Source organism: Rhodococcus sp. p52 (assembly GCF_000763325.2).
Classification (GTDB): domain Bacteria; phylum Actinomycetota; class Actinomycetes; order Mycobacteriales; family Mycobacteriaceae; genus Rhodococcus; species Rhodococcus pyridinivorans.
Genome location: NZ_CP016819.1, coordinates 1,273,583 through 1,293,190, shown reverse-complemented (window position 1 = coordinate 1,293,190; position 19,608 = coordinate 1,273,583). Strand labels below are relative to the sequence as shown.

Below are 19,608 nucleotides of genomic sequence, written 5' to 3'. Positions count from 1 at the left end.
GTGATGTCACATCGCCCCGTGCGGCCCATGTAAAGCATGCTGAGGAACATCGATGAATCCCTACTATCCCCTCGCTGTCGCCATCTACCTCCTCGTGGCCGTGTGGCAGGGCACCCTCGGCACATTCTGACCACCCACGGGATCGCCCTGGTGCCTGCTTCGGACCGATGAAGAGAGAAACCGATCATGCGTACCCACAACTCACACCCCGCCCGGCGTTCCGGTGACGCCGACCCCACCCCCACCGGGTCCGCAGACCACACCGCACCCGCAGCTGGAGCGGTCGAACCGACCCGCACCGGCCGGATGCTGGTGGCACTGACAGTAGGAGCTGTGGTCACCATCGCGCTGCTGGTGTTCATCCTGCAGAACACCGAACGCACCGCCATTGCCTTCTTCGGCTGGAATTTCACCCTCCCGCTGGGCGTGGCGCTACTGTTCGCAGCTCTGGCGGGACTGCTGATCGCCGCGGTGATCGGCGGCGCCCGGATCTGGCAGCTGCGCCACGCCTACCGCAAAGCGCAGTGATCCGGCGAACGTCCGAACCGACGCCCGGTCGATCACGACGAAAGGAGACCCTGTGGAACCCCCTGCACGACATCGCCTACCCACCCACCGCATCTCGGCCGCGCGTCGCCGCGCCTGGTCGCTCCTCGTTCTCGCGTTGACGGCGCCCCTGCTCGTCGCATGTGGGGCAGGGCAGATCACCCAAACCGATACCCAGCAGGCCGCCATCAACGGCACCAACGCCGAACTCGGCGACCTGCTGCTGCGCAATGTGTACTTCGAGGCCGAACCCACCGATCCAGCCGTCCCCCGATACGGACAGGTCACACTCTCCTTCACCGTCATCAACCAGTCCTCCACCCCCGACCGGCTCGTCTCGATCGACTCCCCCGCCGGAGAGTTGACACTCGATGCCTCCGATCAGGTACGCGAACTTCTGCCCGGCAGTTCCCTGGCCGCCGGAGAACCCATCGAACAACTCCGACCGACCGCGGCACCGGATCGGCCTCTGACAGTGCGCGGCCGATTCCCCGCCGAAGCGATCCGACCCGGCCTGACCCACCCGGTGACCTTCACCTTCGAACGAGCCGGCACGGTGACCTTCGAGGTGCCCTTCGACGCCTGGACCCCGAACGAACCGCTGCCCACCGAGCGGCCGCTTCCGCCCCAGCCGGCGAGCCCTTGATATCTCGACGTCTCTGCACGACAGGAATTCTCAACCATTCGCACACCGATGCGGCCCTGCCCTTCGCGGTGTACGCCCTCGATGACCCGGTCCGTGTGGTCATCGACGTCGCCCCCTGATTCAGGAACGCACCCAGGAATCCCGGCACAGCGACAACTGCCTCGACCCACCGGCACGACCCACCCCGGCATCGGCCGAGCGGAGTTCTCAGCCCGAGCACCGACCATCGGGTTCGTAGGCGAACATGAACATGCACATCCGGGCCACGCCCGTTGTCGCCGGGCGGCCCAGGAAGCCCGCACCCGGGCCGTAGTCGACGGGGACGCCGCGCCGAAGTCCGCACGGTTTGTGACAGTCACCGCGAAGGGCCGGCGGCTGGACACTGCCTCGCTCGAACGCGCCAGGATGCTCGTCGGCCTGAAAGGCTACGTCACCAACCTTCTTGTCTCCCTGATGGATCCGAGCGAGATCATCGGCAAGTATCACGAGTTGTGGCATGTCGAACAGTCGTTCCGGATGTCGAAGACGGATCTGCGGGCCCGGCCGATCTTCCACCGCACCCGCGATGCGATCGAGGCGCACCTGACGGTGGTGTTCGCGGCATTGGCGGTCTCCCGGGTGGTGCAGGAACGCAGCGGTCTCGCGATCGTCAAGGTCGTCAAACTGCTGCGTCCGCTGCGGTCGGCGACCATCGCGATCAACGGCACCCGACACATCTTCCCACCGCAGGTCGACGCCGACCTACAAGGACTGCTCGAACGGATTTCGGGGTCCTCACTCACGCACTAACGAAAGGAGCCAACTCGGGCGGCGGAGGACGGTCGAATGGTTTGCCGCTGTGGGACATCGCCGATACCGGTGCGGCGGTGGAACTGCCGTCTCTGAGCCCATCCGTCGAGGATCGGTTCAGCGGTGCCGCGGCACTGTCGAAGACCGGATCACTCGCTGCAGCAGGAACATCCGGCGGGTCCGTGCACCTGTGGATCTGGCGGACCCTGCAGCGCCGCAGTTCGCCGGGACAACCGAGGGCGTCGTCACGGTGTCGTCGGAGTGGTCGAGTTCGCTCCCGACCGACCCGTCGTGGCGGTAACGGCGACGGGGAACGCGAAAGTCGCGATCGTCGGCGCCTCCGATCTCGCTGCTCCGCGTGTCGTCGGCACCTTCGAAGCCGACAACTATCCGTACATGCTGTCGTGGCATCCCACTGCCGACATCGTGGCTGTAGCGAGTGCCGGCGGTCTCGTCGAACTGTGGGATCTTTCCGATCCCACCGACCCGACTCGGATCTCCGAGTCGTCCGGATTCGAGAGTCAGGCGCAGACGGTCGCGTTCGGTGGCGACGGAACGATCCTGGCCGCGGCGAGCACCGACCGCAGTGTGCGCCTGTGGGATGTCGCGGACCCTGCCGTCCCACGCGAACTGGCGCGGATCACCGGGCGGGCGGACGCGGTGTACTCGCTGCACTTCTCCCCCGGCGGGGATCGTCTCACGGCCGGCGTCGGCGACGGGTCGGCGTGGATCTGGGACGTCACCCGACCGGACTCCCACACCACCCACGCGGTGCTCACCGCCTGCGGAAGCCGGGTCTACGACGCCACCTTCGCGCACGACGGAGCGGTGCTCGTCGGAGGTGGTCCCGACCGTTCCGTACGGCTGTGGCAGCTCGATCCCGATCCCGTCGCGGCGACACTGTGTTCCACCGTCGGCACTCCGGTGACCGAGGACGAATGGGAACGGCACCTGCCGGGTGTTCCCTTCCGGCCGCCGTGCGGCGACACGGCGTGAATCGGAATGGCCGGAAGATGTTCCGACCGAGACAGATTCATCCGATTGCAGGATACGCACAGGCCTCGCGGTGTGGGAACGTCCTGGTGGGGGATTCAACGCATCGATCATCGGAGGAAGCATGTCTCGTATTCGCAGGTCGGGTCTGCGCGCGGTTCTGACGGCGGTCACGGTGGCGGCGGTCGCATTCGGTGCGCCCGTTGTCGCTTCGGCCGCTCCCACCGGCAGCGCCGACAGCAACGATCTGCCCGGCAGCGTGTCCGAACTGCCCGGCAGCGTGGTGGATCTGGGTGGACGGGCGATCGATCTGGGCAGTGCGATCCTGGGCAACGGATCATCGCTGCCGACGACCCAGCAGTGCAACCAGTCGCGGCAGTCGGGAGGGGAAGGTGTCACCGGCACCTACCACGAGTTGGGTCGCAGTGGTGAATGTGCCGGCAGGTAGCGCATCCTCGATTCTCGTCCGAGTGACCGGGGATCCCCGGACGGACTGGGACTACCTGGTCAACTGCCCGATCCTCTGACGGTCAGATCCGTAGGGCGGTGAACGGCGCGACCGGGATGTTGCGCACGACGAACCACATCGCCGTCAGGATCAGCACGAGGTGCGGGGGCCACCGGTATCGCGTCCACCGCGGCATCGGTGTGCCCCGCGCCCTGCTCCACGTCCACAGACCGAAGGACACGGTGAGCACGGCCAGCGCGACGAGACCGAGGGCGTTGTAGTGCAATGCTGCCGGCACGTCGAGATGGACGAGCGAATACAACATCCGCGACGAACCGCAGCCGGGACACAGGATTCCGAACAGTGAGTAGGTGGGGCACGGCGGAATGACCCCGCCCGGCGTGGTCGGGTCGGCCCACGCCACCGCGGCGCACACCGCGACCGCACCCACGGCGATCGCCATGGGGGCTGCGAGCGCGCGCCTCGTCCTCATCGCACCGTGCGCTCCTCGAGCCGGGCGCGTACCCCGGGCCACTCGTCGTCGGTGAGGGAGAACAGCGCGGTGGTCCGCCAGCTGCCGTCGCGGCGCCTGCGGTGCTTGCGGAGCAGGCCCTCCTCGGTGGCGCCGAGCCGGCGCAGGGCGTCGCGCGAACGGGTGTTGCGTTCGTCGGCGTGCCAGGTCACGCGCACGGCCCCGAGGTCGTCGAAGGCGCGCTGCAGCAGAAGCAGTTTCGACTCGCTGTTCACGTGGGTCCGCTGCACCCGGGTCGACAGCCAGGTGTAGCCGATCACCAGTGTGCGGTGGGCCGGTTCGAGGAGGTAGTAGGACGTCGACCCCAGCACCTCGCCGGTCGCCCTGTCGACGATTGCGTAGGGCAGCCGGGACGGATCGGCCACGGCCTCGCGCACGAACGTGCGCGCGTCGTCGAGGTCGCGGATCACAAGGTGTGCCCAGGCGAAGATCGTGTCGGGATCGTCGGCGGCCTTCAGTAGACCTTCGACGTGCGCGTCGGCGAGGGGCTCGAGTCGGATACGAGGGCCCTCGAGGACGGGATGTTCCATCCAGTTATCGTTCATTGCGCTCTCCCGGTCGTCGTCGGACGGCGAGCGTAGCCCGTCCGTTCCGTCTGCTGCCACGGAGTTCTGGGCGGGACGCGCAGGAAGACGAAGAACAGCACGACCAGCAGGACCGCGCGTCCCCACACTCCGATGTGGACGAGCGTGAGCGGCAGGGCCATGTCCGTTTCGCCGGCGGTCGCGGCGAACCACCGGAAGATGCCGATGCCGATGGCGAGATCGGCGAGCAGATAGGCGGCGACGAGACCCCATGGCACGCGCAGCAGAATCAACATCGGCAGCAGCCACAACGTGTACTGCGGTGAGTGCACCTTGTGGAAGAGCATGAACCCGCACAGCATCGCGGCCCCGGTACCGAGCCACGGATAGACGCCGTCGCGGAGGTATCGGCGCCATCCGAGCCACAGGGCGAGCGCGAACGACAGCGCGATCAGCGTCGGCGACAACTGGGCCACCAGCTCGTTGTACTGGGGGGTGTTCTCGTATTCCTGGTAGCCGCCCATCAGCGGCCGCAGACCCCAGTACCAGATGGAGTTGCTGGTCCCGTCCGCTTCCCGGTTCTGCTGGAAGGCGAACGACGCCCGCCAGCCCTCGTAGCCGAGGATCGCGAAGGGCAGGTTGATCGCGGCGACCGTCGCTGCCGCCGTGCCCGCGACGGCGAGGGCGCCGGGGACGTCCCGCTTCCGATCGGGTGAGCTCCCGCCGGTGAGGGCATAGGCCATGAGCGGCAGAACGAAGATGCCCGGATAGAGCTTGAGGCAGAAGCCCACGCCCAGCAGCACTGCCGCGACCACTCCGCGAGTCCGCAGCGACCAGCGTTCGATCGTCAGCACCGCGGCGGCGGTGACGGTGACCGCCACGACCGGCAGGTCCCAGTTGAGGAAGGCGTAGAGCACGAGCGGCGGCGTGAGCGACCACAACAGCGCGGCCCATCCGGCCATCCGTGCGAGCAACCACGCGGTGACCAGCCCGAAGGGGGCGAGCAACAACGCCGACTGCAGGAGGAACTCCGCATCGGTGTGGGCACCGATGGCCCCGATCCACATGAGCACCCCGCTGAGCACGGGGTACTCGACGGTGCCCCCGGTCAGCGCTCCCGACGAGGTGATGCCCCCGTCGACGAAGGGGAAGACGTGGAGGTTGATGCCGCGGCCGATCCACAACTGCTGGATGTCGGAATAGCAGACGTCGGCGTCCTTGATGTCCTCGAACCGCAGCGTGCGGCCCTCGGCGTCGAAGGTGGGGCCGGCGCACCGGGCCTTGTTCAGGTAGCCGAACCACATCATCACCGCGCACGTCAGGACGGCGACGAGCGAGACGGTCCCGGAGCTCGTGCGCATGTTCTCACCCTAGGACAAATCCCCCGCCCGCGACGGTCGGCGATTTCGCTGGTCGCCGGGCCGTCGTGTACCCTTCATGGGTTGCTGACGCAACGACCCTCCTGTCACGGAACGTCCGTGACCGTTCACAGTCCATAGGAGGTGATGAGGTCTTATGCGTCATTACGAATTGATGATCATCCTGGACCCCAGCCTGGACGAGCGCACTGTCGCTCCCTCGCTGGAGACGTTCCTCAACGTCATTCGCCAGGAAGGCGGCAAGGTCGACAAGGTCGACGTGTGGGGTAAGCGTCGTCTCGCCTACGAGATCGCCAAGAACAGCGAAGGCATCTACGCGGTGATCGACATCAGCGCGACGCCTGCTGCCGTTGCAGAGCTGGATCGCCAGCTCGGCCTGAACGAGTCGGTGCTCCGCACCAAGGTTCTGCGCCACGGCAAGTGAGCCTGTCGGCGCCGGGCCGTAGGCTCTGGCGCATCAGGACTCCCCACACTGCAGGAGGAACCACATGGCAGGCGACACCGTCATCACCGTGGTCGGCAATCTGACCGCCGACCCCGAACTGCGTTTCACCCCCGCGGGTGCTGCGGTTGCGAACTTCACCGTTGCATCCACGCCCCGCGTGTTCGACCGTCAGTCCAACGAATGGAAGGACGGCGAGGCTCTGTTCCTGCGCTGCAACATCTGGCGTGAGGCAGCGGAGAACGTGGCCGAGAGCTTGACTCGCGGCTCGCGTGTGATCGTGCAGGGCCGGCTCAAGCAGCGCAGCTACGAGACGCGTGAAGGCGAGAAGCGCACTGTCGTGGAGCTCGAGGTCGACGAGATCGGCCCCTCGCTCCGTTACGCCACGGCCAAGGTCACCAAGGCCGGTCGCGGTGGCGGTGGCGGAGGCTTCGGTGGTTCCTCCGGTGGATCGGGCGGTGGCCGTCCCGCTCAGAACACGAACGTCGGCGGAGACGACCCGTGGGGCGACGCCCCGCAGTCGGGTTCCTTCGGTGGTTCCGGGGACGACGAGCCTCCGTTCTGATCCGACCTCGATCGGAACATCCAAAATTACGGAGAACGACCATGCCTAAGTCGCCCGCGCGCGAGAAGGTTTTGAAGAAGAAGGTCTGCACCTTCTGCAAGGAAAAGAACGTGCAGATCGATTACAAGGACACGACGCTGCTGCGCAAGTACGTCAGCGATCGCGGCAAGATCCGCGCTCGCCGCGTCACCGGCAACTGCGTGCAGCACCAGCGCGACGTCGCTGTTGCTGTCAAGAACTCTCGTGAGGTGGCTCTGCTCCCTTACGTCTCGACGACTCGCTGAGGAAAGGGAGGGACACGATGAAGCTCATCCTTACTGCTGACGTGGACAACCTCGGTGCGCCTGGCGACACCGTTGAGGTCAAGGACGGCTACGGCCGCAACTACCTGCTGCCCCGCGGCCTGGCGATCGTCGCCACCCGTGGTGCCCAGAAGCAGGTCGAGGGCATCCGCCGTGCCCAGGAGGCTCGCGCCGTGCGTGGCCTCGAGCACGCTCAGGAGCTCAAGGCCGCCATCGAGGGCCTCGAGGACGTTTCGCTGAGCGTCAAGACCTCGAGCGACTCGGGCAAGCTGTTCGGCTCGGTCACCGCTGCCGATGTCGCCGGTGCTCTCAAGGCTGCCGGTGGCCCGGTTGTCGACAAGCGCATCATCGAGCTGCCCAAGGCCCACATCAAGGCGACCGGCAAGCACCAGATCGTCGTGAAGCTGCACCCGGATGTCACCGCGAAGTTCACGCTGAACGTCGTGGCTGCCTGATTCCGGCCCCTCGAGGAGCCCCGCGCCTGGTCGGCGTGGGGCTCCTCGTCGTCTGTGCACAGCCTGTGGATAAACCGGGGGGTAAACCACACCGTTGTGACTCCTCGGAATGTCGTTCGGGGAACGAATGGGTGAACACGCCCGGCCCTCCGACACGCCGAAATTCTTCTTCTCCACACGTGTGAACAGACATTTTTCTGCTCCTACCTGCAGTTATGAGAGATGTGAGATGTGTTGTCCCCAGGCTGTGCACATCCGGTACACAAGGCTGTCCTCCTCTTTCCACAATTCATCCCCAACTGTGTGCACAACCCGAGTTGTGGAGGGTCATCCGGATCCCTAACGTCGGGCGCACGACTCCACACACAGGATGTCGGTAGGGGCGAGTAGAACCGGACACGAAACCCCGGGTACCGACACCGGGAGTGCGTGCAGGTATCCGCCGGAGCACAGCGCGCCGGACGGGGACATGTGGAGGAAGGCAGGCACTGCAGTGGCCGTCGTTGACGATCGTGGAAATCCCGAATATTCGGGACCTCCCGAGGAACCGAGTGGAGACTTCGGTCGACAGCCCCCTCAGGATCTCGTGGCCGAGCAGTCCGTGCTCGGTGGCATGCTGCTGAGCAAGGACGCCATCGCCGACGTCCTCGAAGTGCTGAGGCCCGGCGACTTCTACCGTCCGGCCCACCAAGCCGTGTACGACGCGATCCTCGATCTCTACAGCCGTGGCGAACCCGCCGACCCGGTCACCGTGTCGGCCGAGCTCGACCGGCGCGGCGAACTCAAGCGTCTCGGCGGAGCCGCCTATCTCGTCACGCTCACCCAGACCGTCCCCACCGCGGCCAATGCCGGCTACTACGCCGAGATCGTCGCCGAGAAGGCCGTCCTGCGTCGTCTCGTCGAGGCGGGCACGCGCATCGTCCAGTACGGCTACGCCGGCGCCGACGGCCAGGACGTCGCCGAGATCGTCGACCGCGCGCAGGCGGAGGTCTTCGAGGTCGCCGAACGACGCACCACCGAAGACTTCGTGCCGCTCGAAGAACTCCTGCAGCCCACGATGGACGAGATCGACTCCATCGCCAGCCGCGGCGGTATCTCCCTCGGCGTGCCCACCGGCTTCGCCGAACTCGACGAGCTCACCAACGGGCTGCACGCCGGCCAGATGATCATCGTCGCCGCGCGTCCCGGTGTGGGTAAGGCCCTCGCGCTCGACACTCTCCTGCCCACCCCCACCGGCTGGACCACGATGGGCGAGGTCGGTGTGGGCGACGAACTCCTCGGCGCCGACGGCCGCCCCGTCCGCGTCCTCGCCGCCACCGAGGTCATGCACGGCCGGCCGTGCTTCGACGTCGTGTTCTCCGACGGCACCGTGATCGTCGCCGACGAGCAGCACCAGTGGCGCACCGGCGACGGCGCGATCCGCACCACGGGCGAACTCGCCGCCACCGCCGACGCCGGGCACACCGTCGCGAACACCGAGGCACTGTCGTTCCCGGCAACAGAGCTGCCCGTCTCCCCCTTCACGCTCGGTGCGTGGCTCGGCGGCCCGTCGTCCGATCCCGAACTGCACATGCGTATCGACGGCGAAGGTGGTTTCACGAGCGCCCTCGTCGCGCTCGGCGCACACATCCCCGCCGAATACCAGCGGGCATCCGAACCGCAGCGTCGCGAACTCCTCGCGGGTCTGCTCGACGCCGGTGGAGAGATCGACGACGACGGCACCATCCGGTTCGTCGGCTCGTCCGAGCGTCTGGCGCAGGGCGTCGCCGAACTCCTGTCGGGCCTCGGTTACGCGCCGGTGCTCGACGGCACCGAGATCTCCTTCACCACCGACGACGACGTCTTCGTCCTGCCCAGCAAGGCCGTGCGGCACAAGGAATGCCGCGCCACCGTGCCGCGCGAGCGCCGCATCGTCGCCGTCCGCCCGGTTCCCTCGGTCCCGGTGCGGTGCGTCGAGGTCGACGGCGACCACATGTACCTCGCGGGTCGCGCGATGGTGCCCACACACAACTCCACGCTGAGCATGGACTTCATGCGGTCGTGCTCCATCAAGCACGGCATGGCGTCGGTCATCTTCTCGCTCGAGATGGGCAAGACCGAGATCGTCATGCGTCTGCTGTCCGCGGAGGCGAAGATCAAGCTCGGCGACATGCGATCCGGACGCATGACCGACGACGACTGGACGCGTCTCGCCCGCCGCATGAGCGAGATCAGCGAAGCGCCGTTGTTCATCGACGACTCACCGAACCTCACGATGATGGAGATCCGCGCAAAAGCGCGGCGGCTCAAGCAGAAACACGACATCCGTCTCATCGTCATCGACTACCTGCAGCTCATGTCGTCCGGCAAGAAGGTCGAGTCGCGTCAGCAGGAGGTCTCCGAATTCTCGCGTAGCCTCAAGCTTCTCGCGAAGGAACTCGAGGTTCCGGTCGTCGCGGTGTGTCAGCTCAACCGTGGTCCCGAGCAGCGCACCGACAAGCGGCCGCAGGTCTCCGACCTCCGTGAGTCGGGCTGCCTGCCGGCGTCCACGCGCATCATGCGCGCCGACACCGGCGCCGAAGTCACGCTCGGCGAGCTGCTCGAGTCGGGTGAACAGCCCCTCGTGTGGTCGCTCGACGAACGCATGCGGATGGTCGTCCGGCCGATGGTGAAGGTCTTCCCCAGCGGCCGTAAGGAAGTCTTCCGGTTGGAGCTGGCCTCGGGGCGTCGTGTCGAAGCCACCGCGAACCATCCCTTCCTCACCATCGACGGCTGGATGCCGTTGGGCGAGTTGGTCGCCGGTGAGCGTGTCGCAGTGCCGCGTGCGGTGCCCGCACCCCTCGACGTGATACCCGCATCCGACGACGAGGTGGCCGTTCTCGCGGACACTGCCGTGGCCGGCCGACTGATCCCCACCCGCGCGTTCTCGCTCCCCAAGGAGCAGGTCGCCGAGCTCGTCTGCCACATCTGGGAGGACAGCGGTGAGGTCGCATGGGACGCAGGCGCTGCCCGCGCCGTCGTCCGCTACCGGTCGGCGGAGCGTCGTCTGGCCGACGACCTCGCGCGCCTGCTCCTGCGCATCGGCGTGTTCGCGCGGATCACCGATGCCGTCGAGGGCTGGGACCTCACTGTCACCGGGGCGGAGAACCAGGCGGTCTTCCTCCACGACGTGGGCAAGCACGGAACCGCGGCGCAGTGGGTCCTGGCGCAGCTCGGACCGAAGCTCGTCAAACACAGCCCTGACACCGTCACCCCCGAGATCGAAGCCGAGCTCGGCGAATTGCTCGCCGTCGAACAGCTCGCTCCGATCGGACCGGTCGCGTCCGCCACCCCGCGCACCACCGAGGGTGCACGCTCGCGGCTCGCCCGGGGCGCCGATGTCCTCGACACGGCCGACATCGACATGGTCGCCACCAACAACGTGTTCTGGGACGAGATCGTCTCCGTCACGAGTCTCGGCGAGCAGGACGTCTACGACGGAACGGTGCCCGGCACACACAATTTCGTCGCCGACGGCATCGCGGTGCACAACAGCCTCGAGCAGGACGCCGACATGGTCATCCTGCTGCACCGCCCCGACGCCTTCGAGCGCGACGACCCGCGTGGTGGCGAGGCCGACCTCATCGTCGGCAAGCACCGTAACGGCCCGACCGCGACCATCACCGTTGCCCACCAGCTGCACCTGTCGCGGTTCGTGGACATGGCGCGAGGCTGATACGAGTCGTCGCCCCGCCCGGCGGCGAGGCGACAGATCTCGTCCCGGTTCCGTGATATTCGTAGCGAAAGGCGGTCAGCAGCAGGAGGTTACGCCGGTTCTCGGCGTGGAGTTGTCGTCCTGCTGCTCGTCCGGGGCACCGGTCGTGCAGCATGTTCCGCCGCTGGCTTCCTGCGTGCCGTCGAGATGCTGCGGGCTCGACCCGAAGGTGGCCGAATCCGCCAGGACGGTGTACACCTCCCACTTCTCCCCTGCCGGACCCGTCACCCACGCCTTGTCTTGCGTGGCGTAGCAACAGGTCGTGCCCATCTCCTCGTCGGCGAACAGGCCCGCCTCGGTCAATCGGGCGATCTCGGTGTGCACCTTCTCGGACGAGTCGACCTCGACCCCGAGATGGTTGATCGTGCCGCCCTTGCCCGGGTTCTCGAACAGCACCAGCTTCAACGGCGGATCGGCGATCGCGAAGTTGGCGTAGCCCGGTTCGAGCTTGGCCGGTTCGGTGCCGAACAGTGTCGAGTAGAAGGCGACCGCTTCGGGCAGGTCGTCGACGTCGAGGGCGAACTGGATGCGTGACATGACTGCCTCCACCTGTGTGACATATATCGAATTACCGCCCACAGGATGCTCCTGTATTTCGACATATGTCAAGAAGGTGGTTAGGCTCGAATCATGCCGAAAGCGCTGCCCGTGATCGATGTCCGCGCCCCGATCTGCTGCGCGCCGGTATCGGCTGCGCCGATGCGCGACGACGCCGCCCTCGAGGTCGCGTTGCGGTTGAAGGCCCTGGCCGATCCGGTGCGCATCAAACTCGTGTCGATCCTGCTCACCGCCGACGAAGGTGCGGTGTGCACGTGCGATCTTGCCGCCGGTGTGGATCTGGCGGAATCCACGGTGAGTCATCACCTCGGACAACTACGCAAGGCGGGCATGGTCGAATCCGAGCGACGCGGGATGAACGTCTATCACCGTGCCCGCGCCGAGTCCCTCGAGGCGCTCAGGGTCGTCCTGGATCCGAACTGCTGCCGCTGACGGTCGCACACATATCCTCGAGATGGAGAAGCGGCGAGGAAGGTAGTGATGACGTTCATCAAGATGTGCGGACTGCAGGACGAGGCGACCGTCGATCTCGCCGTCGAACTGGGCGTCGACGCGGTCGGTTTCGTCCTCGTGAAGAGCCCTCGTCGCATCTCCCCGGATCGGGCCGCGACGCTCCGCACCCGCGTGCCGGCGGGAACACTCGCCGTCGGCGTCTATGTGAATGCGTCCCTCGACGAGATCGTCACGACGGCCCGGGCCGCGAATCTCGATCACGTCCAGGTGCACGACCTGCGGTCGGCCGACGACGTGCGCGTGCTGCACGACGCGGGATTCACGGTGATCCGCGCGATCAACACCGGAGGAGCCGAGGCGCTGTCGGAGGACTTCGGCGCCGACCTGTTGCTCGTCGACGGCGCAGTCGCCGGTGCCGGGAAGACGTGGGACTGGCAGGACCGCAGTGCCTTGCCGTCCGGCCGGTGGGTCCTTGCGGGCGGGCTGAACCCCGACAACGTGGAGAGGGCACTTTCCACGTCCGGGGCGTGGGGTGTCGACGTCTCCAGCGGCATCGAGGCCGAACGCGGCGTCAAGGATCCGGGTCTCATGCGGGCGTTCGCGCAGGCGGTCCGGAGAAACGCCCCCGAGTGACCCGTCCGGGGGATCCGGCGGCGTCAGTGCGCGGCGTCGGCCCTCTTCCGCCGCGGGATCAGGTGCATGATCAGCACGACGATCGCACCCACGATCAGGCCCACCAGAGCGGATGTCACGGTCCCCGCGGTCCACGACAGCACGCCGCCGAATCCGCCGTGCACGAGCTCGCCGAACCAGTGCTCGAGGTCGTGCAGACGATCGGCAGGCCAATGGAATCCGGCCTCGCCGACATTGACGAGCAGGATGTGCCCACCGACCCACAGCATGGCGGCGATCCCGACCACGGTGAGAACGGTCATCAGCTTCGGCATCGCCTTCACGAGACCGCGACCGACGCGCTGAGCGAAAGTGGACTTCCGTTTCGCGAGCGCCAGGCCGACGTCGTCCATCTTCACGATCAGGGCGACCACGCCGTACACCAGGACGGTGATGAGGACGGCGACGACGATGAGGACGAGCAGGCGAGTCAGGAAGGGTTCGTCCTCGACCGAGGCCAACGAGATCACCATGATCTCGGCGGACAGGATCAGGTCGGTGCGGATCGCCCCGCCGATCATGGCCTTCTCGAACTCGGGGCCCTTCTCCGCTGCGGTGGCCTCTTTTTCGTGGTGTCCGCCGGTGAGCGCTTCGTAGACCTTCTCGGCGCCCTCGTAGCAGAGGAACAGACCGCCGGCGATGAGCAGATACGGCAGGGCCTGCGGGAGGAACTGACTCAGGATCATCGCGACCGGCAGGATGATCAGAAGCTTGTTGCGGATCGACCCGATCGCGATCTTGCGGATGATCGGCAGTTCGCGATCGGGGGTGAACCCGTGCACGTAGCGGGGGGTGACGGCCGTGTCGTCGACGACCACGCCCGCTGCCTTGACGCTCGCCCTGCCGGCTGCGGCGCCGATGTCGTCTATGGATGCCGCGGCTGCCTTCGCAAGTACCGCGACGTCGTCCAGAAGGGCGACGAGACCACCAGCCACGGGAACCTCCCACAGTTCGGCTGCACCGAGCCGATCGACCGACACGCGATTACGAGTCGTCTCAGAACGCTACCGGACCTGCGATGACGTGCAACGCGGTGTCCGGAGCAGGTCGGGGACGACGTGCGTCCACACCGAGTGCCCTACATGGGCGCCCAGCGTGACAGACCTGTGGGTACCCGGTGGATGCGGTTACCGAACTCGATCATGCCGGTGGCGTCAGTTCGGCGATCAACGCCTCGACCTTCGCCCGGATCTCGTCACGGATCGGACGCACGGCGTCGAGCCCTCGTCCGGCCGGGTCGTCGAGCACCCAGTCCCGGTAGGACGTACCGGGGAATACCGGGCAGGTGTCGCCGCACCCCATCGTGATCACGACGTCGGAGGTCTGCACGGCGTCGGCGGTGAGGATCTTCGGGTTCTCGCCGGAGATGTCGATTCCGACCTCGGCCATCGCCGCGACCGCAGCAGGGTTCACCTCCTCGGCGGGTGCGGACCCGGCGGAACGGACTGTGATGCGATCCCCTGCGAGGCGACTCAGGAACCCGGCGGCCATCTGGGACCGTCCGGCATTGTGCACGCACACGAACAACACGGACGGAACGGCGGTCACGACGCACCTCCGGCACGGGCGACGAAACGTGTGCGCAGGGCCAGAGCGACATACACGAGTGCGACGAGGACGGGCACTTCGATGAGGGGGCCGACGACTCCCGCCAGTGCCTGCCCGGACGCGACCCCGAACGTGCCGATCGCGACGGCGATGGCGAGTTCGAAGTTGTTGCCCGCGGCGGTGAAGGCGAGTGTGGTGGTGCGTTCGTAGCCGAGTCCTACTGTCGCGCCGAAGAGATACCCGCTCCCCCACATGATCGCGAAGTACGCCAGCAGGGGCAGCGCGATGCGTACGACGTCGAGTGGTCGCGAGGTGATCTGTTCACCCTGCAGCGCGAACAGGACCACGATGGTGAACAGCAGTCCGTACAGCGCCCACGGTCCGATGCGCGGCAGGAAGGTCTGCTCGTACCAGCTGCGGCCCTTCGCCTTCTCGCCGAATCGACGAGTGAGGAAACCGGCGACGAGCGGGATCCCGAGGAAGATCAGCACGGACTTCGCGATCTCCCACGGGGAGACGTCGAGACCGGTCTGCTCGAGGCCGAGCCATCCGGGCAGCACCGACAGGTAGAACCAGTCGAGAGCGGCGAACATGATCACCTGGAAGACCGAGTTGATCGCGACCAGCACGGCTGCGGCTTCCCGGTCGCCGCACGCGAGGTCGTTCCAGATGATCACCATCGCGATGCAGCGCGCGAGGCCGACGATGATCAGACCGGTGCGGTATTCGGGTAGGTCCGGCAACATCAGCCACGCGAGCGCGAACATCAGTGCGGGACCGAGGATCCAGTTGAGGATCAGCGACGAGATCAACAGGGTGCGGTCGCCGGTGACCGTGTCGAGACGGTCGTAGCGCACCTTCGCCAGCACCGGGTACATCATGATCAGCAAGCCGAGGGCGATCGGCAGCGAGATCCCGTCGATCTCGATGAAACCCAGGGCTTCTCCGAGTCCGGGAATCATGCGGCCGAGCAGCAGGCCGACGACGATGGCGGTGCCGATCCACACGGGAAGGAAGCGGTCGAGTGTCGACATCCTGCCCATCACGGGAGTGTCCACCGCAGTTCGCTCACTCATGCGGATACCTCGGTCGGCTCGATCCCGAGTACATCGGAGAGTTGCCGTAGTGCAGCCGGAACCACCCGGTAGTACACCCAGGTGCCGCGACGCTCGCACTCGAGCAGGGCTGCCTCGCGCAGAACTCTGAGGTGGTGCGAGATCGTCGGTTGGGACAGATCGAACGATCCCGAGATGTCGCATACGCACGCCTCACCGCCGGCATGACTCGCGACGAGCGACAGCAACCGCAGACGCACCGGATCGCCGAGGGCCTTGAACATCCGGGCGAGGTCGGCGGCGCGATCGCCCGTCAGGGGTTGGCGCACGAGCGGAGAGCAGCAGGCGTCGTCACCCGCGAGATCTTGATTCGACGCACGTCTATATTGACAGATGTCGAATCTACGGACGGATCCGGATGGTGAAGCTGCCCGGATCGGACACGGAACAATGGCGGCATGGCCAACTCGCCGTCCGGTGACTCGATGCTCGACCGCGTCGTCCGCATCCTCGAGTCGTTCGACGACACCCAACCCCGCCTGACGGTCGGGAGTCTCGCCCGCAGGTCCGGCATCCCGCAGGCCACGACCTACCGGCTCGTCGGCGAGCTGGTGCAACACGGTCTGCTCACCCGGGACGACGACGGCCGGGTACGGCTCGGTCTGCGCCTGTGGGAACTCGTCGCGCGCAGTGCACCCGCGCGCGATCTGCGGGAGTCGGCGCTGCCCTTTCTGCAGGACGTGCAGTCGGTGGTGCACCAGCACACCCAGCTCGCGGTCCTGCAGGACGACGAGGTCCTCGTCCTCGAACGGCTGTCGGCGTCCGATTCGGTGGTCAACCAGGCCTCGGTCGCGCGTCGGCTCCCCGTCCACGACACGTCGCTGGGCATGTCGATGCTCGCGTTCTCACCTGCGGAGGTGCAGGAAACCTATCGGCGACGACATCCCGAGGTGGAGAAGCGTTTCGCTGCGACGACGAGAGATTTCCGTCGCGCGCTCGCGGAGGTCCGCCGGCGGGGTTATGCGCGCTTCGACGGTGTGCTCGACGAGGGCACCACGGGCATCGCGGTGCCCGTCCTCGCGCGGTCGGGTCATGCCCTGGCGGCGCTCGGCGTGGTGGTGCCCACCGGTGCGTCCCGGCAACAGGCCGTCGTGCCCGTCCTCATGGCCGCTGCCCGCGGCATCGCGCGCGGAGTCGGCGAGCGTCCCCCGGACTGACCAGGTCGTTTTCTCATTGAACGAGAAGTCGACGTGTGCGGTGGGAGAGGCGCACGACACTCGACGGGACGCGAATCGGATATGCGCAGCGAAGGACTCTCAATGACTGTGTCAAGCAACAGCAGCGGCCGGAGCCGGGTTGTCGATGCTGAATTCTCGGCCGTCACGCAACAACGCCCACAGAACATCGACCAGGCGCCGGGCCAGGGCCAGTAGGGCTTGGGTATGAATCTGTCGTTCACTGCGTTTGCGGTCGTAGAACCGTCGCGACGGTCCGCTCTCGTAGCGCAGGCTCGACAACGCCGCCATGTAGAACACCCTGCGCATGCGCCGGTTGTAGCGTTTCGGGCGGCGCAGATTCCCGGCGACCCGACCGGAATCACGGGGCACGGGCACCAGCCCGGCATACGACGCCAGGCGTCCGGCACTGGCGAGATTGGCCAGATCACCCCCGGTGCCGACGAGAAACTCGGCGCCCAGTCCCGGTCCCATGCCGGGCAGGGATTCGATGATCCGCGCCCACGGGTGCTGCCGGAACCGGGTGGTGATGAGCTTGTCGGTGTCCTTGATCTCCCGATCGAGATCGAGGAGCTTGCGGGCGATGCGCTTGATCAGCATCGCGGTATCGGCTTCACCCGGCAGGGCCAGCGTCTGCCGCTGCGCCGCCTCGACCGCCGTGGCCGCGGTTTTCGCGATGGCCGGTTTCCAGGCGCCGCTCTCAGCGAGATATGTTGCGACCCCTACCGTTCCGGCGCCGCGGATCTCGGTGGGGGTGCACATACCGGCGACCAGGATCAGTGGAGTGCGGGTCGAGTAGTCGAATGCGGCTTCCAGTGCCGGGAAGATCGATCCGAGCAGCGACCGCAGCCGGTTGATTCCGGCGACCCAGTCGGCCATCAGATCGGTGCGGTAGCCGGTCAGTTGGGTCAGTCCGACCACCAGTTCGTCGGGCATGGTGACCTGGTTCAGGTCTCGGCGCAGGCGGGCGGTCTCGGCGATCACCTTCGCGTCCTTGGCGTCGGTTTTCGCTTCGCCGCGAAATCCGTGGGTCATCGTGTTGACCACCCGGCCGGGCACATAGGTCACCGTCTGGTCGGCGGCGAGCAACACGCTGATCAGCAGCAGTGCCATCGGGCTGGTCAGATCGATCGCCCACCGCACCTGCTCGCCGATCCGGCCGGCGCGGGCGATCACCGCTTCGATCGCGGCCTGGTCGTTGTCGACCTTCTGGCTGAAGACCGTGGTGCCTGCATTGTCGACGGCGCACGCGTGATGCGCTGTCTTGCCGACGTCGATTCCGACCCATATCTCTGGCCGAGTTGTCATCTTTGTGCTCCTGACCTCGCAGTTCGTGCCCGTGGACAACCCCGCCGACAGATCCCTAAACAGCGACGACCCGCACCAAGCTCTCAATCAGCAGTCGGAGCGTCCAGCGCGGTGGGGCAGCCAGTCCTTCGAAGCCTCGACCGAAGCAAGAACTCATCAGCTACACCCCACCGCTCTGGGCATCCAGGGCACTGACCCCAGACACCTACAAACTTAGGGACGAACACATGAACGCAACCCGCACGGTCGTCACCACCGAAGTCGGCATCGTCGGCGGCGGCCCGGCAGGTCTCATGCTCTCCCATCTCCTCGCGAAGGCGGGGATCGACAACATCGTCGTCGAGAAGCGTGATCACGAGACCATCCGGACCACCCACCGTGCGGGGATCCTCGAGCACGGCTCGGTGTCGCTGCTCACCGAGAGCGGAGTCGACACCCGTGTCCTGAACGAAGGGCACCGCCACGACGGCATCGATCTGCGCTTCGGAGGTGAGAGCCACCGCATCGATTTCCGGGACCTCGTGGGTGAGTCAGTGTGGTTGTATCCGCAGAACGAGGTCTTCGTCGATCTGGCCGCCTCGCGCGAACGCGACGGTGGCGATGTGCGCTACAGCGTCTGCGACACAGAGGTTCTCGACATCACCACCGACACACCGAAGATCCGGTTCGCCGAATCCGACGGCAGGCCGGTCGAGATCCGGTGCCGCATCCTCGTCGGAGCCGACGGATCACAGAGCATCTGCCGCAAGGCGATTCCCGGCGACGTCCGCACCGACCACTTCATCGAGTACCCCTTCGCATGGTTCGGGATCCTTACCGAGGCTCCACCGAGTGCACCCGAATTGATCTATGCGCGTTCTGATCACGGATTCGCCCTCATCAGTCAACGCAACGAGTCGGTGCAGCGGATGTACTTCCAGTGCGATCCGTCCGAGGACGCGTCGACGTGGAGCGAGGACCGGATCTGGGACGAGCTTCAGAGGCGTGTCGACGGCCCCGACGGTTTCGAACTGAAGCGCGGCCCCATCTTCGAACAGATGGTCCTGCCGTTCCGCTCGTACGTGTGCGAACCGATGCGGCACGGAAACCTCTTCCTGGCAGGCGATGCCGGCCATACCGTTCCGCCGACCGGTGCCAAGGGACTCAACCTCGCCCTGGCCGACGTCCGGGTGCTCTTCCGCGCGCTCGACTCGTTCTTCTCCACCGGCTCGTCCGACCTGCTCGACGCCTACAGCGACACGGCGCTGCAGCGCGTGTGGAAGGCGCAGAACTTCTCGTACTGGATGACCTCGATGCTCCACACCCGTGAGGACGCAACGTCGTTCGAGAACAAGCGGGCACTGGGCGAACTCGCCGCGGTCGTCGGCTCCCGGTACGGACAGCAGTATCTCGCGGAGGCGTACACGGGCCGGCCCGACCGCTGAT

The 19,608-nt window shown here is 66.5% G+C and carries 22 protein-coding genes and 1 pseudogene; 14 read left to right on the top strand and 9 right to left on the bottom strand.

The genetic code is table 11. The features are described from left to right. Positions 1–186 precede the first annotated feature (186 nt). The 5 genes and pseudogenes from IM25_RS26690 (at position 187) to IM25_RS05885 (ending at position 3,422) form a co-directional block, all read left to right on the top strand. Positions 187–528, top strand: a complete 342-nt coding sequence (locus tag IM25_RS26690; RefSeq protein WP_232333413.1) for a lipopolysaccharide assembly protein LapA domain-containing protein — start codon at positions 187–189, stop codon at positions 526–528. 52 nt (positions 529–580) lie between these two features. Next, on the top strand, positions 581–1,192 hold the full coding sequence (locus IM25_RS05900; protein ID WP_052040166.1) for a hypothetical protein: 612 nt from the start codon (positions 581–583) through the stop codon (positions 1,190–1,192). A 282-nt stretch (positions 1,193–1,474) separates the two neighbouring features. After that, positions 1,475–1,981 (top strand): annotated as a pseudogene (locus IM25_RS05895) (IS1634 family transposase); the annotation flags it as partial. A 261-nt stretch (positions 1,982–2,242) separates the two neighbouring features. After that, positions 2,243–2,977, top strand: a complete 735-nt coding sequence (locus IM25_RS05890; RefSeq protein ID WP_033098469.1) for a WD40 repeat domain-containing protein — start codon at positions 2,243–2,245, stop codon at positions 2,975–2,977. A gap of 121 nt (positions 2,978–3,098) precedes the next feature. Continuing rightward, on the top strand, positions 3,099–3,422 hold the full coding sequence (locus IM25_RS05885) for a hypothetical protein (RefSeq protein ID WP_033098468.1): 324 nt from the start codon (positions 3,099–3,101) through the stop codon (positions 3,420–3,422). Positions 3,423–3,504: 82 nt separating this feature from the next. Here IM25_RS05885 and IM25_RS05880 read toward each other — a convergent pair whose 3' ends face one another. The 3 genes from IM25_RS05880 to IM25_RS05870 are packed head-to-tail and all read right to left on the bottom strand — an operon-like array spanning position 3,505 to position 5,839. After that, on the bottom strand, positions 3,505–3,885 hold the full coding sequence (locus tag IM25_RS05880; protein WP_006550806.1) for a DUF2752 domain-containing protein: 381 nt from the start codon (positions 3,883–3,885) through the stop codon (positions 3,505–3,507). A gap of 26 nt (positions 3,886–3,911) precedes the next feature. Beyond that, positions 3,912–4,499 carry a GNAT family N-acetyltransferase gene (locus IM25_RS05875; RefSeq protein ID WP_019290550.1) on the bottom strand — a complete coding sequence of 196 codons (588 nt, stop codon included), beginning with the start codon at positions 4,497–4,499 and terminating at the stop codon, positions 3,912–3,914. Beyond that, positions 4,496–5,839 carry a glycosyltransferase 87 family protein gene (locus IM25_RS05870; protein WP_033098467.1) on the bottom strand — a complete coding sequence of 448 codons (1,344 nt, stop codon included), beginning with the start codon at positions 5,837–5,839 and terminating at the stop codon, positions 4,496–4,498. Before IM25_RS05870 ends, IM25_RS05875 begins: the two co-directional genes overlap by 4 nt. A gap of 154 nt (positions 5,840–5,993) precedes the next feature. Here IM25_RS05870 and rpsF point away from each other — a divergent pair, with 154 nt between their 5' ends. The 5 genes from rpsF to dnaB all read left to right on the top strand — a co-directional run bounded on the left by rpsF (position 5,994) and on the right by dnaB (position 11,315). Then, the gene (gene rpsF / locus IM25_RS05865) at positions 5,994–6,281 is read left to right on the top strand and encodes a 30S ribosomal protein S6 (RefSeq protein ID WP_006550802.1); all 288 of its coding nucleotides are present in this window, start codon (positions 5,994–5,996) and stop codon (positions 6,279–6,281) included. Between the two features lie 64 nt (positions 6,282–6,345). Further along, positions 6,346–6,864, top strand: coding sequence for a single-stranded DNA-binding protein (locus tag IM25_RS05860; RefSeq protein ID WP_006550801.1), 519 nt, complete (start codon positions 6,346–6,348; stop codon positions 6,862–6,864). Positions 6,865–6,905: 41 nt separating this feature from the next. After that, positions 6,906–7,148, top strand: coding sequence for a 30S ribosomal protein S18 (gene rpsR / locus IM25_RS05855; RefSeq protein WP_006550800.1), 243 nt, complete (start codon positions 6,906–6,908; stop codon positions 7,146–7,148). Positions 7,149–7,165: 17 nt separating this feature from the next. Continuing rightward, positions 7,166–7,621 carry a 50S ribosomal protein L9 gene (rplI, locus tag IM25_RS05850; RefSeq protein WP_006550799.1) on the top strand — a complete coding sequence of 152 codons (456 nt, stop codon included), beginning with the start codon at positions 7,166–7,168 and terminating at the stop codon, positions 7,619–7,621. A 469-nt stretch (positions 7,622–8,090) separates the two neighbouring features. Further along, positions 8,091–11,315 (top strand): replicative DNA helicase, encoded by a 3,225-nt coding sequence (gene dnaB, locus IM25_RS05845; RefSeq protein ID WP_084294966.1) that lies wholly within the window; start codon positions 8,091–8,093, stop codon positions 11,313–11,315. 75 nt (positions 11,316–11,390) lie between these two features. Here the strand turns inward: dnaB and IM25_RS05840 are convergent, their stop codons facing one another. Continuing rightward, positions 11,391–11,891: an ArsI/CadI family heavy metal resistance metalloenzyme gene (locus tag IM25_RS05840; protein WP_033098489.1), complete on the bottom strand. Its 501-nt coding sequence runs from the start codon at positions 11,889–11,891 to the stop codon at positions 11,391–11,393. 93 nt (positions 11,892–11,984) lie between these two features. Between IM25_RS05840 and IM25_RS05835 the strand changes: the two genes are divergently transcribed. After that, positions 11,985–12,344: an Rv2640c family ArsR-like transcriptional regulator gene (locus tag IM25_RS05835; RefSeq protein ID WP_006550795.1), complete on the top strand. Its 360-nt coding sequence runs from the start codon at positions 11,985–11,987 to the stop codon at positions 12,342–12,344. Positions 12,345–12,392: 48 nt separating this feature from the next. Further along, a complete protein-coding gene (locus tag IM25_RS05830; RefSeq protein ID WP_006550794.1) occupies positions 12,393–12,998 on the top strand; it encodes a phosphoribosylanthranilate isomerase in 606 nt (201 codons plus the stop codon). A 23-nt stretch (positions 12,999–13,021) separates the two neighbouring features. Here IM25_RS05830 and IM25_RS05825 read toward each other — a convergent pair whose 3' ends face one another. From IM25_RS05825 to IM25_RS05810, 4 genes are all read right to left on the bottom strand, one after another. Further along, positions 13,022–13,972 carry a DUF808 domain-containing protein gene (locus IM25_RS05825; RefSeq protein ID WP_183079246.1) on the bottom strand — a complete coding sequence of 317 codons (951 nt, stop codon included), beginning with the start codon at positions 13,970–13,972 and terminating at the stop codon, positions 13,022–13,024. Positions 13,973–14,177: 205 nt separating this feature from the next. Further along, on the bottom strand, positions 14,178–14,585 hold the full coding sequence (locus IM25_RS05820; protein ID WP_019290558.1) for an arsenate reductase ArsC: 408 nt from the start codon (positions 14,583–14,585) through the stop codon (positions 14,178–14,180). After that, a complete protein-coding gene (arsB, locus tag IM25_RS05815) occupies positions 14,582–15,661 on the bottom strand; it encodes an ACR3 family arsenite efflux transporter (protein WP_033098464.1) in 1,080 nt (359 codons plus the stop codon). Before arsB ends, IM25_RS05820 begins: the two co-directional genes overlap by 4 nt. Next, positions 15,658–15,969, bottom strand: a complete 312-nt coding sequence (locus tag IM25_RS05810; protein WP_232333412.1) for an ArsR/SmtB family transcription factor — start codon at positions 15,967–15,969, stop codon at positions 15,658–15,660. Before IM25_RS05810 ends, arsB begins: the two co-directional genes overlap by 4 nt. Before the next feature lie 129 nt (positions 15,970–16,098). Between IM25_RS05810 and IM25_RS05805 the strand changes: the two genes are divergently transcribed. Continuing rightward, complete coding sequence (locus tag IM25_RS05805) at positions 16,099–16,857, top strand: IclR family transcriptional regulator (protein WP_033098463.1); 759 nt, start codon at positions 16,099–16,101, stop codon at positions 16,855–16,857. 111 nt (positions 16,858–16,968) lie between these two features. On the opposite strand, the gene IM25_RS05800 is transcribed toward IM25_RS05805, so the two are convergent. After that, on the bottom strand, positions 16,969–18,183 hold the full coding sequence (locus IM25_RS05800) for an IS110 family transposase (RefSeq protein WP_065995854.1): 1,215 nt from the start codon (positions 18,181–18,183) through the stop codon (positions 16,969–16,971). Positions 18,184–18,410: 227 nt separating this feature from the next. On the opposite strand from IM25_RS05800, the gene IM25_RS05795 reads away from it, so the two are divergent. Further along, positions 18,411–19,607: a 4-hydroxybenzoate 3-monooxygenase gene (locus tag IM25_RS05795; protein WP_033097543.1), complete on the top strand. Its 1,197-nt coding sequence runs from the start codon at positions 18,411–18,413 to the stop codon at positions 19,605–19,607. Position 19,608 lies beyond the last annotated feature (1 nt).

Excerpts from the sequence above, each read along its gene's own strand:
- IM25_RS05870 (WP_033098467.1), bottom strand. The coding sequence starts at position 5,839 with ATGCGCACGAGCTCCGGGACCGTCTCGCTCGTCGCCGTCCTGACGTGC.
- IM25_RS26690 (WP_232333413.1), top strand. The coding sequence starts at position 187 with ATGCGTACCCACAACTCACACCCCGCCCGGCGTTCCGGTGACGCCGAC.
- rpsF (WP_006550802.1), top strand. The coding sequence starts at position 5,994 with ATGCGTCATTACGAATTGATGATCATCCTGGACCCCAGCCTGGACGAG.
- IM25_RS05835 (WP_006550795.1), top strand. The coding sequence starts at position 11,985 with ATGCCGAAAGCGCTGCCCGTGATCGATGTCCGCGCCCCGATCTGCTGC.
- IM25_RS05830 (WP_006550794.1), top strand. The coding sequence starts at position 12,393 with ATGACGTTCATCAAGATGTGCGGACTGCAGGACGAGGCGACCGTCGAT.
- rpsR (WP_006550800.1), top strand. The coding sequence starts at position 6,906 with ATGCCTAAGTCGCCCGCGCGCGAGAAGGTTTTGAAGAAGAAGGTCTGC.
- arsB (WP_033098464.1), bottom strand. The coding sequence starts at position 15,661 with ATGAGTGAGCGAACTGCGGTGGACACTCCCGTGATGGGCAGGATGTCG.
- IM25_RS05805 (WP_033098463.1), top strand. The coding sequence starts at position 16,099 with ATGGCCAACTCGCCGTCCGGTGACTCGATGCTCGACCGCGTCGTCCGC.
- IM25_RS05860 (WP_006550801.1), top strand. The coding sequence starts at position 6,346 with ATGGCAGGCGACACCGTCATCACCGTGGTCGGCAATCTGACCGCCGAC.
- dnaB (WP_084294966.1), top strand. The coding sequence starts at position 8,091 with ATGTGGAGGAAGGCAGGCACTGCAGTGGCCGTCGTTGACGATCGTGGA.
- IM25_RS05840 (WP_033098489.1), bottom strand. The coding sequence starts at position 11,891 with ATGTCACGCATCCAGTTCGCCCTCGACGTCGACGACCTGCCCGAAGCG.
- IM25_RS05795 (WP_033097543.1), top strand. The coding sequence starts at position 18,411 with ATGAACGCAACCCGCACGGTCGTCACCACCGAAGTCGGCATCGTCGGC.
- IM25_RS05875 (WP_019290550.1), bottom strand. The coding sequence starts at position 4,499 with ATGAACGATAACTGGATGGAACATCCCGTCCTCGAGGGCCCTCGTATC.
- rplI (WP_006550799.1), top strand. The coding sequence starts at position 7,166 with ATGAAGCTCATCCTTACTGCTGACGTGGACAACCTCGGTGCGCCTGGC.
- IM25_RS05800 (WP_065995854.1), bottom strand. The coding sequence starts at position 18,183 with ATGACAACTCGGCCAGAGATATGGGTCGGAATCGACGTCGGCAAGACA.
- IM25_RS05885 (WP_033098468.1), top strand. The coding sequence starts at position 3,099 with ATGTCTCGTATTCGCAGGTCGGGTCTGCGCGCGGTTCTGACGGCGGTC.
- IM25_RS05880 (WP_006550806.1), bottom strand. The coding sequence starts at position 3,885 with ATGGCGATCGCCGTGGGTGCGGTCGCGGTGTGCGCCGCGGTGGCGTGG.